This is a genomic window from Salegentibacter mishustinae (assembly GCF_002900095.1).
In the GTDB taxonomy this organism is placed as follows: Bacteria; Bacteroidota; Bacteroidia; order Flavobacteriales; family Flavobacteriaceae; genus Salegentibacter; species Salegentibacter mishustinae.
Genome location: NZ_LLKN01000001.1, coordinates 471662 through 487008 on the forward strand (window position 1 = coordinate 471662; position 15347 = coordinate 487008).

At 37.7% G+C, this 15347-nt stretch carries 16 protein-coding genes; 1 reads left to right on the forward strand and 15 read right to left on the reverse strand.

Features of this window, described 5'->3' with window-relative positions; translation table 11 throughout:
* Positions 1-52: 52 nt before the first annotated feature.
* The 12 genes from APB85_RS02145 to APB85_RS02200 form a co-directional block, all read right to left on the reverse strand.
* Positions 53-1030, reverse strand: a complete 978-nt coding sequence (locus tag APB85_RS02145; protein ID WP_057480506.1) for a polyprenyl synthetase family protein — start codon at positions 1028-1030, stop codon at positions 53-55.
* 146 nt (positions 1031-1176) lie between these two features.
* Positions 1177-2220, reverse strand: coding sequence for a 23S rRNA (adenine(2503)-C(2))-methyltransferase RlmN (gene rlmN / locus APB85_RS02150; protein ID WP_057480507.1), 1044 nt, complete (start codon positions 2218-2220; stop codon positions 1177-1179).
* 138 nt (positions 2221-2358) lie between these two features.
* Positions 2359-3414: a tRNA preQ1(34) S-adenosylmethionine ribosyltransferase-isomerase QueA gene (gene queA, locus APB85_RS02155; RefSeq protein WP_173636767.1), complete on the reverse strand. Its 1056-nt coding sequence runs from the start codon at positions 3412-3414 to the stop codon at positions 2359-2361.
* Between the two features lie 86 nt (positions 3415-3500).
* Entirely contained in the window at positions 3501-4724 is a 1224-nt protein-coding gene (aroA, locus tag APB85_RS02160; RefSeq protein WP_057480508.1) for a 3-phosphoshikimate 1-carboxyvinyltransferase, read from the reverse strand.
* A 12-nt stretch (positions 4725-4736) separates the two neighbouring features.
* Positions 4737-5000, reverse strand: a complete 264-nt coding sequence (locus APB85_RS02165; protein ID WP_057480509.1) for a hypothetical protein — start codon at positions 4998-5000, stop codon at positions 4737-4739.
* Entirely contained in the window at positions 5000-5326 is a 327-nt protein-coding gene (locus APB85_RS02170) for a nucleotide pyrophosphohydrolase (protein ID WP_057480510.1), read from the reverse strand. The genes APB85_RS02165 and APB85_RS02170 overlap by 1 nt, the downstream gene beginning before the upstream one ends.
* Positions 5327-5328: 2 nt before the next feature.
* The gene (dtd, locus tag APB85_RS02175; RefSeq protein ID WP_057480511.1) at positions 5329-5781 is read right to left on the reverse strand and encodes a D-aminoacyl-tRNA deacylase; all 453 of its coding nucleotides are present in this window, start codon (positions 5779-5781) and stop codon (positions 5329-5331) included.
* Positions 5778-6728, reverse strand: coding sequence for a ribosome small subunit-dependent GTPase A (gene rsgA, locus APB85_RS02180; protein ID WP_057480512.1), 951 nt, complete (start codon positions 6726-6728; stop codon positions 5778-5780). The genes dtd and rsgA overlap by 4 nt, the downstream gene beginning before the upstream one ends.
* 218 nt (positions 6729-6946) lie before the next feature.
* Entirely contained in the window at positions 6947-8029 is a 1083-nt protein-coding gene (locus tag APB85_RS02185) for a bifunctional 3-deoxy-7-phosphoheptulonate synthase/chorismate mutase type II (protein ID WP_057480513.1), read from the reverse strand.
* A gap of 23 nt (positions 8030-8052) precedes the next feature.
* The gene (locus tag APB85_RS02190) at positions 8053-8901 is read right to left on the reverse strand and encodes a prephenate dehydrogenase (protein WP_057480514.1); all 849 of its coding nucleotides are present in this window, start codon (positions 8899-8901) and stop codon (positions 8053-8055) included.
* A gap of 76 nt (positions 8902-8977) precedes the next feature.
* Positions 8978-10129, reverse strand: coding sequence for a pyridoxal phosphate-dependent aminotransferase (locus tag APB85_RS02195; RefSeq protein WP_057480515.1), 1152 nt, complete (start codon positions 10127-10129; stop codon positions 8978-8980).
* Positions 10129-10953: a prephenate dehydratase gene (locus APB85_RS02200; protein WP_057480516.1), complete on the reverse strand. Its 825-nt coding sequence runs from the start codon at positions 10951-10953 to the stop codon at positions 10129-10131. Before APB85_RS02200 ends, APB85_RS02195 begins: the two co-directional genes overlap by 1 nt.
* 407 nt (positions 10954-11360) lie before the next feature.
* Here APB85_RS02200 and gldA point away from each other — a divergent pair, with 407 nt between their 5' ends.
* On the forward strand, positions 11361-12278 hold the full coding sequence (gldA, locus tag APB85_RS02205; RefSeq protein ID WP_057480658.1) for a gliding motility-associated ABC transporter ATP-binding subunit GldA: 918 nt from the start codon (positions 11361-11363) through the stop codon (positions 12276-12278).
* 125 nt (positions 12279-12403) lie between these two features.
* Here the strand turns inward: gldA and APB85_RS02210 are convergent, their stop codons facing one another.
* From APB85_RS02210 to metF, 3 genes are all read right to left on the reverse strand, one after another.
* The gene (locus tag APB85_RS02210; RefSeq protein ID WP_057480517.1) at positions 12404-13159 is read right to left on the reverse strand and encodes a head GIN domain-containing protein; all 756 of its coding nucleotides are present in this window, start codon (positions 13157-13159) and stop codon (positions 12404-12406) included.
* Complete coding sequence (locus APB85_RS02215; RefSeq protein ID WP_057480518.1) at positions 13156-14256, reverse strand: acyloxyacyl hydrolase; 1101 nt, start codon at positions 14254-14256, stop codon at positions 13156-13158. Before APB85_RS02215 ends, APB85_RS02210 begins: the two co-directional genes overlap by 4 nt.
* Positions 14257-14372: 116 nt before the next feature.
* Positions 14373-15329, reverse strand: coding sequence for a methylenetetrahydrofolate reductase [NAD(P)H] (metF, locus tag APB85_RS02220; protein WP_057480659.1), 957 nt, complete (start codon positions 15327-15329; stop codon positions 14373-14375).
* Positions 15330-15347 lie beyond the last annotated feature (18 nt).

Below are 15347 nucleotides of genomic sequence, written 5' to 3' on the forward strand. Positions count from 1 at the left end.
CGGTAACAGGATAATACATAAAGCTGTTTTGGTAAGTAACTCCCGAACAGCTTTATTTTTTACGCTCTATCACGTAATTTACCATAAGCTCTAAAGAATCACGATAAGCTGAGGCAGGATATTCTTCCAAAATCACTAAAGCTTCCTGCTGAAATTCTTCCATACGCTTTACGGAATAATCGAGGCCTCCTTTATCTTTCACAAACTGGATCACCTCATTCACCCGCTTCTTATTCTTGTTGTGATTTTTAACCGAATTAATCACCCAGTCTTTCTCTTTCTTAGTTGAATTATTTAAAGCATAGATCAGCGGCAAAGTCATTTTTTGCTCTTTAATATCTATGCCCGTAGGTTTTCCTATTTTTTCATCACCGTAATCAAAAAGATCATCTTTTATCTGAAAGGCCATCCCTATTAACTCCCCAAATTTCCGCATTTTTTCAACCGCATCAGAATCTGGTTTCACTGAAGCAGCACCCAGACTGCAGCAAGCTGCAATAAGCGTAGCAGTTTTTTGGCGAATAATATCGTAATAAACTTCCTCAGTAATATCCAGTCTTCTGGCTTTTTCAATTTGCAGCAGTTCACCTTCGCTCATCTCTCTTACAGCAACCGAGATAATCTTTAATAGATCGAAATCATTGTTATCTATAGAAAGTAGCAAGCCTTTAGAAAGTAAATAATCTCCAACCAGAACAGCAATTTTATTTTTCCACAAAGCATTAATGCTGAAGAATCCACGGCGGCGGTTAGAGTCATCTACCACATCATCATGAACTAAAGTAGCGGTATGTATAAGTTCTATAACTGAAGCTCCCCGATAAGTACGCTCGTTCACATTGCCTTCAGAAACCATTTTGGCGACCAGGAACACAAACATAGGCCGCATTTGCTTTCCTTTGCGGTTAACAATGTAATGAGTGATCCTGTTAAGAAGGGCAACCTTAGAAGACATGGCTTCCAGGAACTTTCTTTCAAAAAGTTCCATTTCTTTCTCGACCGGAAGTTTTATTTGGGAAATTACTTTCATTAAGCCACCAAAGATAATTATTTATAGAGAATATTCAGTGGTGGTTTTTCTTTCAAAATCAAGAATATTAGGCAGGTTTGAAAGATTCTAAGAATTATTTTAAAATTTAGGGCCTGCTGAACCAATTTCAGTGCTCCAGCAGGCTTTTAAGCCGATTTATTCGCTAATTGTCCACAGGCAGCATCGATGTCTTTTCCGCGAGAACGTCTTACCGTTACTGTAATCCCATTACGCTCTAAAATTTGATGATACATATCTGTAGCTTTTGAGGAAGCTTGCTGGAAGTTCCCATCATCGATAGGGTTATATTCAATTAAATTCACTTTACAAGGTACATAATTACAAAAACGCACCAGAGCTTCAGCATCTTTACGGGTATCGTTAATATCTTTCCAAACAATGTACTCGTAAGTAATTCGACTTTTTGTTTTAGAATACCAGTATTCTAAAGATTCTCTTAGATCATCTAAAGGAAAAGTTTCATTAAAAGGCATTATTTGAGTCCTAACCTCATCGGTTGCGGCGTGAAGAGAAACGGCAAGTTTTATTTTAGCTTCGTCATCAGCCAGTTTTTTAATCATTTTAGGCACTCCAGAGGTAGAAATAGTAATACGCTTGGGAGACATTCCCAAACCTTCGGGAGAAGTGATCTTTTCAACCGCTTTCATTACGTTCTTATAATTCATAAGCGGCTCGCCCATTCCCATAAAAACAATATTACTCAAAGGCCTGTCAAAATACAAGCGACTTTCATTGTCTATAGCCACTACCTGATCGTAAATTTCATCTGGATTAAGGTTTCGCATTCTTTTTAGGCGGGCGGTTGCGCAAAACTGGCAATCTAAACTACAACCTACCTGCGAAGAAACACAAGCCGTAGTTCTGGTAGCCGTAGGAATTAAAACCGACTCCACAGTAAGTTGATCGTGTAGCTTCACGGCATTTTTAATGGTACCGTCGCTACTACGCTGCATCCGGTCTACACGAATATGGTTTATCACAAAATTCTCGTCTAGCATTTCACGGGTAGCTTTAGAGATATTGGTCATCGCCTCAAAACTGTGTGCTCCCTTATTCCAAAGCCATTCATAAACCTGACTTCCGCGGAAAGATTTATCGCCATTTGCTACAAAAAATTCCTGCAGTTGTGCTTTGGTAAGTGCCCGTATGTCTTTCTTCTTATTTTTCACGATGCAAAAGTACTAAGAATTAAAGGATTTTTAAGTTAAGCCTAAGCTAAGTGTTTTAATTTCTGACTTTAAGCTAAACAAAAAGCCACAACTTAATTTTATAAGCTGTGGCTTTTTAATATAATTTCTTTTTAGAAACTAGATAATCAACATCGCATCTCCATAAGTATAGAAACGATATTTCTCTTTTACCGCTTCCTCATAAGCACGCTTCATAAAATCGTGACCAGCGAAGGCCGAGATCATCATAAGCAGTGTAGATTTTGGCGTATGGAAGTTGGTGATCATGCAGTTCGCTATACTAAAATCGTAAGGAGGAAAAATAAATTTATTAGTCCAACCACTAAATTCATTTAAAGTATGGTTTGAAGAAACTGCACTTTCCATAACACGCATTACCGTGGTACCTACTGCACAAACTTTCCTGTTTTCGAGTTTCGCTTTGTTTATAGTTTCAGTAGCTTTCTTTTCAATAAAAGCCTCTTCGCTATCCATTTTATGTTTGCTAAGATCTTCTACCTCAACTGGGCTAAAAGTTCCTAAACCAACGTGTAAAGTAACTTCAGCAAAATCTACTCCTTTAATTTCCAATCGCTTTAAAAGATGTTTTGAAAAGTGAAGTCCCGCAGTTGGTGCTGCCACAGCTCCTTCTTCTTTAGCGTAAATAGTTTGGTAACGCTCCTGGTCTTCAGGCTGTACGTCACGCTTTATATATTTTGGAAGTGGAGTTTCCCCAAGTTCCTTTAATTTCTTTCTGAAATCTTCATAAGAACCATCGTAAAGAAAACGAAGCGTTCTTCCGCGAGATGTAGTGTTATCTATAACCTCAGCCACTAAACTTTCGTCATCCCCAAAGTAAAGTTTATTCCCGATTCTAATTTTTCTTGCAGGATCTACAAGTACATCCCAAAGTTTGGTTTCAGGATTTAATTCTCTTAATAGGAATACTTCAATCCGTGCACCGGTTTTCTCTTTATTTCCATATAAACGAGCAGGAAAAACCTTGGTATTGTTCAATACCATAACATCTTCTGGCTCGAAGTAATCTAGAATATCTTTAAATTGTTTGTGCTCAATTGTTTGTTCTTTTCGGTTAAGAACCATAAGCCTTGCTTCATCCCTGTTCTCTGAAGGATACTCGGCCAAAAGTTCATCCGGAAGTTCAAAATTGAAGTGTGAAAGTTTCATTCCCATAATTGAATTTTTAGAAGCGGCAAATATACAATCTCAATATAGGGGTTGTCAAGTATTTAACGGTTTATTTAAAAAATGCTTTTAAATTAAGGTTTTTCAACTTCGAAATTGAGTTTTTGAAAATCTTCCCAAAACCCTGGATAAGATTTGGAAACTACGTCGGCATCTTTAATTTCAAAAGGAACTTTTAGACCTAAAGGAGCAAAGGCCATCGCCATACGATGATCGTTATAAGTAGCTACCGAAACATTCTTTGAAAAATTTTCCTGTGGAAAAAGTTCCAAACTATCCTGAGTAACCTCTACTCTACTACCAAATTTTTCAATTTCGGTTTTTAGAGCTACCAGCCTATCGGTTTCCTTAATTTTCAAGGTATGCAAGCCGGTTAAATAACAAGGTACGTTCAAAGCTAAACAGGTTACCGCTATAGTTTGCGCGATATCTGGTGAGTTTTGAAGGTTTTCCTCTATTCTTTTTGGTTTGCTGCCAGGACGTTTTTCCAATAAAACATAGTCTTCTCTATATGTAGTGGATACGCCAAATTGTTTATAGATCTCTGCAAGACAAGAATCTCCCTGCAAACTGGTTTTTCTGTAAGTGCTTAATTTAAGTTCAGCAGATTCACTAATTGCAGCCAAACTATAATAATACGAAGCAGAGCTCCAATCTGATTCTACTGCCAAAGTTTGTTCTACTAATTGTTCTGCCGGTTCAACCTTAATGGTATTCCCTTTAAAAGCTCCGGTTATACCGGCTCTTTGCAGTATCTCTAAGGTCATCTTAATATAAGGTGTAGAAGTTATCTTACCTTCTAAATTAATTTCCAGCCCATTGGGTAAAGAAGGCGCAATAAGCATTAGTGCTGAAATATACTGGCTGCTAATATTGGCTTCCAGGCTTACCGTTTTAGCTTCTAATTTCTTCCCTCTAATTCTAATTGGCGGATAACCTTCGTTCTTTTCATAAGAAATATCGGCTCCCATTTTTTTAAGCGCATCTACCAATAATTTAACCGGCCGCTCCGTCATTCGTTTACTTCCGGTTAGAACCACTTCTCTTCCTTCTAAAGCAGAAAAATAAGCAGTTAAAAAGCGCATTGCGGTACCTGCGTGATGAATATCTATTAATTCATCTTCACTCTCCAGGGCCTTTTGCAAATAGTGTGAATCATCACTATTAGAAAGGTTGCTGATCTTTAAACCAGGGTATAAAGCCTGTAGAATTAACAACCGGTTCGACTCACTTTTTGAGCCGGTAATTTTAATATTTCCGGAGAGATGCTTTTTGGTATTTGAGATCTTTAAATTCATTATCTGCCTGTATTAATTTTCAGCATCTTTCTTATTTTTTCCTCTAAATTGTCCGAACGAGATTATAAAACCATAAGCAAAGGCAGCAAGGAACTGGCCTATAAGAAAGCGAAATAATTTACCGTCTTCTGTACGTTCGGTAAAATAGGCTTCAAAATGAAATCCGCCGTATTCAAACAGCACACTTACAATATCATAAACAATAAGGAAGCCTATCCCAAGCAATAAAACCGATTTCCAGAAGGCTCTTTTCGAAATCATTTCTTTGAACTTCATTATTTTAACTTTTCGTTATTATGATGCCTGTCGTGATCTCTTTTTGTTTTTATATCCAGTTTTTTATCGAAAGCTTTCTGGAGGTTAACCCCGGTTTGATTGGCTAGACAAAGCACTACAAACATCACATCTGCCAGTTCTTCTCCTAAATCTTTTTCTTTGTCTGATTCCTTTTCACTTTGCTCTCCATAACGGCGTGCTATAATTCGGGCAACTTCGCCTACTTCTTCGGTAAGTTGCGCCATATTGGTAAGCTCATTGAAATATCGAACTCCGTGTTCATTTATCCAGTCGTCTACAGCTTTTTGAGCGTTTTTTATGTTCATTTTTATTCCCTTTGTTTTGAATCTACAATTATCGTTACCGGGCCATCATTAATCAGCTCCACCTTCATATCGGCGCCAAATTTCCCACTTCCAATCGGCTTTCCTAAAGCTTCCTCTAGTTTTTCTAGGAATTTTTCATAAAGCGGAACCGCAACATCTGGCTTTGCCGCTTTTATAAAACTTGGGCGGTTTCCTTTTTTGGTAGAAGCGTGCAAAGTAAACTGACTCACCACTATGGCATCACCTTCTACATCTAGCAAAGACAAGTTCATGGCATCATTTTCATCATTAAAAATGCGCATTTTCACGATCTTATTACAAAGCCAGTCTATATCTTCCTGACCGTCCTCGGCTTCAATTCCCAGTAAAATTAAAAGCCCATGCTGCATCACTGCATTAATTTCGTGATGCACTTGCACTGAAGCTTTAGAAACGCGCTGTAATACTACTCTCATTTTTTTGGATAAATATCTGTTCTATAATTGTCTTCTTCCCCTTCCAAAATTTGCAAATAACTCTTATAACGGCTCCAGGCGATCTCGCCTTCCTCTAAAGCATCTTTTACGGCACATTTTGGTTCCTCCAGATGTAAACAGTTGTGGAATTTACAATCTTGTTTTAGTTCAAAAAATTCAGGAAAATAATCTCCCAATTCTTCACGTTCAATTTCTACTACTCCAAAACCTTTAATTCCAGGAGTGTCAATAATTCTTGCATCAAAACTAAGATCAAACATTTCTGCAAAAGTAGTGGTATGTTGCCCCTGTTTATGCTGATCAGAGATCTGGGAAGTTTTTAAGTTTAAACCGGGTTCTATAGCATTGATCAAGGTGGATTTTCCAGTACCACTATGGCCGGCAAACATACTTGTTTTCCCCAGCATCATCTCCTTCACTTTATCTACATTTTTACCGGTAGTTGCTGAGATCCCTATACATTCATAACCTGCATTTCTATATATCGCTGCTAGATATTTCACCTCCACCAATTCGTCTTCATTATAGCTATCAACTTTATTGAAAAGTAAAACCGCCTTTACGTGGTAAGCTTCAGCAGTCACTAAAAAACGATCTATAAAAGTGGTAAGCGTTGGCGGATTATTAAGTGTAACCAGTAAAAATACCTGGTCTATATTGGAAGCGATAATATGAGTTTGCTTAGAAAGATTAACCGATTTTCTAATAATGTAATTTTCGCGTTTTTCAATCTTTTTGATCACTCCCTGCTCTGCGCCTTCCTTATCTTCAATATCAAATTCTACGCGGTCACCCACAGCAACAGGATTGGTGCTTTTAATACCTTTAATCCTGAATTTCCCTTTTATTCGGCAATCATAAAACGTTCCCGCTTCACTTTTCACCTGATACCAGCTTCCGGTAGACTTATAAACGGTTCCTTTCATTCACATTATGGTTTTTTAAGTGGCTGTTTGAAAATTTTAAATGATGAACGTCATTACGAACGGAGTGAAGTAATCTCAAATTGATTTACAACCTATTGTACAGATTGCTTCGTACCTCGCAATGACGAAAATATATTTTCAAACAACCACTTTGCTAAAATAGCAAATGCAACATTCACTACTTGCCTTTAAACCAAAAATCATGGAAAACAAGATTTTTAAGCTTTCATTATTTTCTCCTGGTGGTTAATGGATTCCTGGTGAACCGCTTTAAATAAACGCAGAATAAATTCTTCACTTAATCCATGTTGCTCTCCTTCCAAAACCATATTTCCAAGAATTTCGTTCCATCTTTTGGTTTGTAAAACCGAAACGTTCTGTGCCTTTTTCACCTGGCCAATTTCATCTGAAATTTTCATTCTTTTTGAAAGCAGCTCGATCAGTTGATTATCAGCTACATCAATTTTAGCTCTTAAAGTGCTTAATTTATTCTGAAATTCTTCACTTTCTGAAACCTCTTTTCTAATCTTCAAATCTTTCATAATCTGAACAAGTGTTGCGGGGGTGATTTGCTGTGCAGCGTCACTCCAGGCATCATCAGGAGTGTGGTGGGTCTCAACCATTAGTCCGTCGTAATTAAGGTCTAAAGCGGTTTGGCAAAGATCAAAAATAATATCTCTACGCCCTGCGATATGCGAAGGATCTAAAATTAGTGGAAGATCTGGAAATTTATTCTGAAGCTCAATAGCGATCTGCCACTCAGGGTTATTTCTGTATTTCGTTTTTTCGTAAGCTGAAAATCCACGGTGAATTACTCCTAAATTTTTGATATCGGCAGTATGAAAACGTTCTACAGCTCCCAACCAAAGTGAAAGGTCTGGATTAACCGGGTTTTTCACCAATACCGTTTTATCGGTACCTTTAAGTGCATCAGCGATATCCTGAACAATAAACGGCGAAACCGTTGTTCTGGCGCCAATCCAAAGAATATCAACGTCGTTTTCTAAAGCAAGATCTACGTGGTGAGCATTCGCAACTTCGGTAGTGGTTAGCATTCCGGTTTCTTCTTTGGCCTTTTTTAACCATTTTAAACCTAGCGCTCCAACTCCTTCAAAATTTCCCGGTCTGGTTCTGGGTTTCCAAATTCCGGCGCGTAAAACCGTGGCGTCAGTATCTTTTAACTGGTGAGCGATCTTTAAAACCTGTTCTTCGGTTTCAGCGCTACAAGGCCCTGCGATTACTAGCGGATGATCTAATCCGAAATCGTCGAGCCACTTTCTTTGTTCTTTGTTGTTTTCCATAATTTAAAATTTAATCCTGATTTTTAATTTATTCCGTTTAAAATTGTTTTGATATGATTGGTGCGTTGCATTTCATTATAAACTTCCTGAAAATCATCATTTTCCAGTAAGTCTTTAAAATGCGTAAGGTTATTAATATATTCAGTTAAAGTTTCCAGCACATTCTCTTTATTTTCCCTGAATATTGGCGACCACATAGCCGGGGAACTTTTGGCAAGTCTCACAGTAGAAGCAAATCCACTGCCTGCCAAATCAAATATATCACGCTCGTTACGTTCTTTTTCCAATACTGTTTTTCCCAGCATAAATGAACTTATATGCGATAAATGCGAAACATAAGCGATATGCCTATCGTGGGAAACCGGATCCATATATCGAATTCGCATTCCCAATTTCTGAAATATGTTTAGCGCTCTTTCCTGAAGTTTAAAAGCTGTTTTTTCTACCTCGCAGATAATATTGGTCTTATTCCTATATAGATTAGGAATTGCTGCTTCGGGCCCGGAAAACTCAGTACCCGCAATAGGATGAGCCGCTAAAAAGTTTCTCCGGTTTTGATGATTTGCAATTTGTTTGCAAAGCCCCGACTTGGTAGAACCGGCATCAAAAACCAGGGTGTTTTCACCGGCCAAATCTAAAACTTCAATCACTACTTTATTGGCAACATCTACCGGAACGGCCACCAAAACCACATCGGCGTGTTGTACATCTTCCATTTTTGAAAAATGATCTATAATTCCAAGTTCTTTCGCTTTTTTTAAGTTTTGCTCATCGGCATCACTTCCAAAGATTTCCGCTTCGGGAAAAGCCGATTTAATATCCAGCGCGAAAGAGCCGCCTATAAGTCCTATTCCTATTATTTGAACTTTCATCTAATTTAATTTTATCTCCCGACCTGGGATTTTTCTAAAGCTTTAGGTGCATAACCTGTTCCTTTTGCGTCCAGCATCATGCTGGTTTTATTCTTTTAATCGCCCGGTTGATATTTTCTTCGGTTGCGCAAAGTGAAAATCGAATATATCCTTCGCCATTACTTCCAAAAATAAAACCAGGCGCGGTAAAAATGTGGTATTTATTTAGCAGAAAATCTACAAAAGCTTCTGCGTTTGTTCCCTTAGGAACCTTTGCCCAAACAAACATTCCGGTTTGATCTTTTTCAGGTTCGCATTGCAAAGCTTCAGCCAATTTCAATACTTTTTCTTTTCTGCTTTGATAAATCTCATTTTGGGCAGAAAACCAATCTCCGTTTAAACGCAAAGCAGCTGCCGCTCCGGCCTGAAGCGGATAAAACATTCCGCTATCCATATTGGTTTTCACTTTTAAAACCGTGTTTAGATTTTTCTCGCTTCCACAAAGCATTCCTATTCTCCAACCGGCCATATTAAAACTTTTGCTCAAAGAGTTCAGTTCTAAAACTACATCTTTGGCTCCTTCCGCTTTTAAAATACTTTTTGGATTGTCGTTAAGGATAAAACTGTAAGGATTATCGTTTACAATGAGGATGTTGTTTTCTTTTCCAAACTTTACCAAATCAGCAAAAAGCTTTTCATTGGCAGAAGCTCCGGTTGGCATATGCGGATAATTAACCCACATTAATTTCACTTTACTCAAATCTTTCTTTGCCAATTCTTCTAAATTCGGCAACCAGTTTCCTTCTGCATTTAGATCATAATAAACCGCTTTTGCGCCTACAAGTTCTGTAACCGAAGAATACGTTGGATACCCGGGATTTGGAATTAACACCTCATCGCCTTCATTTAAAAAAGCCATAGAAATATGGGTGATTCCCTCTTTGCTCCCCATTAGCGGAAGAATTTCAGTTTCAGCATTCAGAGAAACCTGGTAATGATTTTGATAAAATTCAGCGATGGCATTTCTAAAATCAGGTGTGCCTTTATAAGGCTGATATTGGTGCGCACCGGTATTTACCAAAGCTTCGTTTAAAGCTGAGATAACCTGCTGTGGTGGCGCCAAATCTGGGCTACCAATACCAAGATTAATAATATCTTTCCCGGCAGCTGCCATGGCACGCACTTCCCTTAACTTCGAAGAAAAGTAGTACTCTTTTACATGATCCAACCTTTTGGCCTGTTCTATCATTACAAACTATTTTTGTAGGTTCCTAAAATTGTTAATCGCTCGGTCATTACTTCTAAAATATCCATCGCCTTCTGGAATTCAGCATAATTTTCAAAGATCACATCAATAAAAAATGAATATTTCCACGGAAATTCTATAATGGGCATACTTTGTATTTTCGTCATATCCAGGTTAAAATCCCTCAAAATATTCAATACCGAAACCAGGCTGCCTCGCTTACTTTCCAGTTCAAACTTTAAAGAAGCTTTATCTATTTTATCGCCATTTGGCTCTTTTTTCTTAGTACTGATAATTAAAAAACGAGTGGCATTGCTTTTCTTGGTATGAATACTTTCTGCAAGAATTTCAAGTCCGAATAATTGTGCCGCTGCTTTACTCGCCACCGCCGCAACTTTTGTACTTCCTTTTTCTGAAATTCTTCGGGCTACTTCGGCAGTATCACTGTCTTCAATTAACTTAATATGCGGATATTTTTTAAAGAATTCTTTGCACTGCAACAAGGCCATAGGATGCGAATAGACTTTTTTAATGTTCTCTATTTTTTGTCCCGGCATAGCCATAAAATTCATATCTATTGGGATGTAATGCTCGCCTACTACTTTTAGATTATTTTCATCTATCAAAGCGTAATTCGGTAAAATTGAACCGGCGATAGAGTTTTCTATAGCCATCACGCCTTCGTTAGCTTCACCTTTTATTAGACTTTTGGTAAGCTCAGCAAAAGACATACATTCCAAAACTTCAACCTCCTGATGGTAATATTCCTGGGCCACCAAATGGTGAAATGAGCCCTGTACTCCCTGAATTGCAATAATTTTATCCATTAATCTCAATATTGAGTAAAAAAAAAGTCCCGATGTTTATCGGGACTTTTTTATATAATTTCTTACTTAATTACATAGCATTCCCGTTCCTATCTCTGAAATAGAAATAAAAAAAGTAAAATGCGTTCCAGCTAATTAAGTAATTCATTGTTTCGTTGTTATGGGGCTAAAGTAGAATATTATTACCTAAACAAAAACCCTTTTTTAGCTTTTTTTAAGCTTCTAAGAGCTTTTTACAAACTTGATTTTTTTTCTAAAGAATCATCGAAAGATTTATAATAGCTTTTAAAATAACCACTTAGTAATTCCGAAATCCCTAACAAGATGACTTTACTAAAACCCGATATATCTATTTTCGAACTATTATTGGCGCGTTAAAAATCCTTACTTTTGAAAAAATGCTTGCTATGTCTATTCATGTTGAAGGAATTTCAAAATTTTATGGCGAACAAAAAGCGCTGGATTCTGTTTCTTTTAAGCTGAACAAAGGAGAAATTGTGGGTTTTTTGGGACCTAACGGCGCCGGAAAATCTACTTTAATGAAAATCCTTACCGGTTATTTAACTGCTTCAGAAGGAAAAGCAGAAGTAAACGGAATTTCCCTTGAAGACGATTTACATAAAATTCAGCAGCAAATTGGATATCTACCGGAACACAATCCATTATATACTGAAATGTACGTTCGGGAATACCTGGAATTTAATTCAAGGATCTATAAAACCGATAAATCACGCATAGAAGAAGTTATTGAACTCACCGGTCTAAAACCCGAAGCCAATAAAAAAATAGAGCACCTCTCTAAAGGCTATCGCCAACGTGTTGGACTGGCTACTGCCCTGCTACACGATCCACAGGTTTTGATTCTAGATGAGCCTACCACTGGATTGGATCCTAATCAATTAGTAGAGATCAGAAATCTTATTAAGAATATTGGAAAGGAAAAATTGGGAAAAACAATATTTCTTTCTACTCATATTATGCAGGAAGTTGAAGCCGTTTGCGACCGGGTAATTATTATTAATAAAGGAAAGGTAGTTGCCGATAAAAACTTAAAAGATTTAAGGGAAGAAAATGAACAGGTAATTTTTGTGGAATTCGATTACCGGGTAGAGCAAGTTGCGCTTCAGAAATTACCGCATCTTATTTCAGCAAAAAATGTAGGCGGATTTGCCTATGAACTCACCTTTGACACCAAAAAAGATATGCGCCCTGCAGTATTCGATTTTGCCCATGATAACGGATTGAAAACTTTACAGCTAAATCAAAAAACAAAGAATTTAGAAAGTTTATTTGCTGAACTTACAGCCCCCCAACAAGCCCCCTAACCCCCGAAGGGGGAACTCTAAGCGTTGCGCAATATACCTAGCCAACTCGACTGAATTTATTTTGAATAAATAATAAAACCAAAGAATCAGCAACTAAACTCCCCCTTCGGGGGCCAGGGGAGCTGCTATTCAAATATAAGTCGGCCGGTGTAGTGTTCTTCAATATCAACTTCCGGTGGACGGTTTTTTGAGATTATATCTCCAAACCCAAAAATATCACCTTTTAAAGACTGTTGCGGATTGATAATTAATTTGTTGGTGCCCCGGTGTAAAATATCGTAATGCTGAACGATCAAATCTCCGGCTTCCAGTCTGCCATCACCATTTGCAAAGAAGAGATTTACATTTTCGGCTTTCCCGGTTAGGAAATAATTAGAAATATTATCGTTGGTAATTCTTAGATTTTCAACTTCCAGATCAAGGATAAAATCACCATTGGTATGAATATCGGGATCGCGCTCCTGGTTAAAGGACCGCAACCAAAGTTCGGGAAAATTAAGCGTTCCTATACTTTCAATTGCGCTGCCACTGCTATTCTGTAACCAGTTTAAAGTTGGTGTAGTGACATAGATTTTTGTGATCTCGTAATCCCGAAAAAGATTACAGGAATTTTCATTTCTCAGTTCAAGTCGGTTATCTACAACTTCAGCATAAACATCTTCTCGAAGATTTTCCCCGGTTTCGATCCTCACTTTATATTCATCGCCTTGCTCAATAAACAGTTTCACACGTTCATAAACTATAATTTCTTCAAAAGCATCAACACTAAATTCTTCAGAAATAATTTCTCCGGAAGTCTTTACACAAGTCGGCGCTTCTTCAGAATCACATCCTAAAAAGAAGAAAATTAATATCGCTATTCCTAAAACCTGCTTTCTCATAGTCTATATCCTATTGAAAGTTCTACAGCTTCGGCATTTGCATAATGAGAGCGAACAGTAAGCGATGCCCAAAGATCCTCGGTGATCTTTCTTTGCAGACCAACCCTGTTATATAGTTGATCTACAAAATGTTCGTAAGGATAATATGCATAATACCCCAAATGCGTGATCACCGATAATTTATTGAAGTTTAGCTGATGCCCAACAAAAACGCCTACTCGCTTGGAATCTTCATCTCCAGTAGTATTTCCGGAAGGAAAAGCTACCGACTGATAATAAATACGTTCTTCCATAGCTTTGGAAAAGAAAACTTCGGCTCCTGCCTGCAGTGTACTTTTATGGTTAAGCACCTTATCGGCATAAGCTGAAAAAGTTAAAAACGGATACTGCTTAGAACCAATAATTCCCATAGTATTTACGCCGCTTCGCAACACAAAATTAAAATGAATGGGTTCTGTATATTTTTCTCGGGGGCCTTTCGGAATATAATTAGGTAGGTTTTGATGATCCAAAACGTAATTTACTCCCAGGTTAAAGGTAATGGTGTTTGTGCTGGCATTGGGCGACTTAAAGTCGGCGTTGGAATAATGAATCAGGGAAAGCCCGGCCTGCAAGCCCAAACCTTCAAAAATATTTTCTTTTTTAAAATTTGCCATCAGGTAAGTAGAGCTGAGCAAGCGTGAACCATAGGCATTATTCTTATAATTATCATCTGGATGATATGGATTGGAAGCATACGCCAGCCCCTGCCCTATTCTAAACATTAAATTTCTTTTGAACAGGTAAAAATTCATATGCGCATATAGGCCGTAATTTTCACCTAAACTGGGATTTTTCATATCCTGGTAGATAAAAGAAGCACCAACATCGGGATAGTTATAGCGCTTTTCCCAATCTTCAAATCCGAAACTTTTTTTATTGAACCCCAGAATTAAACCGGTTGGATGCCCGGTAATTAAATGGGCAATATCAGGATTGTGTTCAGCAATGGTTCCGTAGAAATAACTGGCATCAAAAGAATAATAGTTCTCCCCGAACTCCTGGGCAGAACTATTAAAAATGCTGAAAAGAAAAATAAGGGCGGTAATTTTCTTCATTACCGGCAAATGTAGGAGAAATTTTAATTAAACAGATTATCTTCAAAATTTACCTGGGCTTTAGTTTGAACAAGCCTACAAGGTATTCCAAACCTTGCAGATTGGAAGATTTGAATTTAAAAAACCGCTTTTGCAATTTTTTGAATATTGGTACTTTTTCCCATGGAATAATAATGTAAAACCGGAACACCCGCTTTTACCAGTTCTTTACTTTGCTTAATCCCCCACTCTATGCCAACTTGGCGAACTTCTTTGTTATCCTTACATTTTTCAACTTCGCTGATAAGATCTTCGGGCATATCTACGTGAAATCTATGCGGAATTATACTTAGTTGCCGTTTTGTAGCCAAAGGTTTCAACCCAGGAATTATAGGAACGCTAATTCCGCTTTCGCGACACTTATCTACGAATTCAAAATATTTACTATTATCAAAAAACATTTGCGTCACCACATATTCAGCGCCAGCTTCAATTTTTTCCTTCAGCCTGCAAATATCTTTATCAAGACTTGGGGCTTCCATATGTTTTTCGGGATAACCGGCCACGCCAACGCAAAAGTTGGTATTATGACCTTTCTCAATCACCTCATCCTGGTAATTCCCTCTATTCATTTCCATAATTTGCTCCACCAGGTCTTTCGCAAATTTATTGCCTTTTGGTTCCGGGGTAAAATAGGTTTCACTCTTAATGGCATCACCTCGCAAGGCCACCACATTTTGAATCCCCAGGAAATCGAGATCAATGAGAAAGTTTTCGGTGTCTTCTTTGCTAAAACCTCCGCATAGAATATGAGGTACGGCATCTACGCCATATTTACTCTGTATAGCGGCACAAATTCCCACCGTACCGGGACGTTTTCTTACAATTCTCTTTTCCAGTAATCCGTTTTCTTTTTCGTTAAAAACGTATTCTTCGCGATGATAGGTGACATCTATAAATGGCGGTTTAAATTCCATTAAAGGATCTATTCCGTCATAAATTGATTGAATATTTTGCCCTTTTAATGGCGGCAAAATTTCAAAAGAGAATAAAGATCTTCCTTTAGCTTTTTCTATATGTTCGGTAATTTTCATTCTTTTTAATTCACTTAA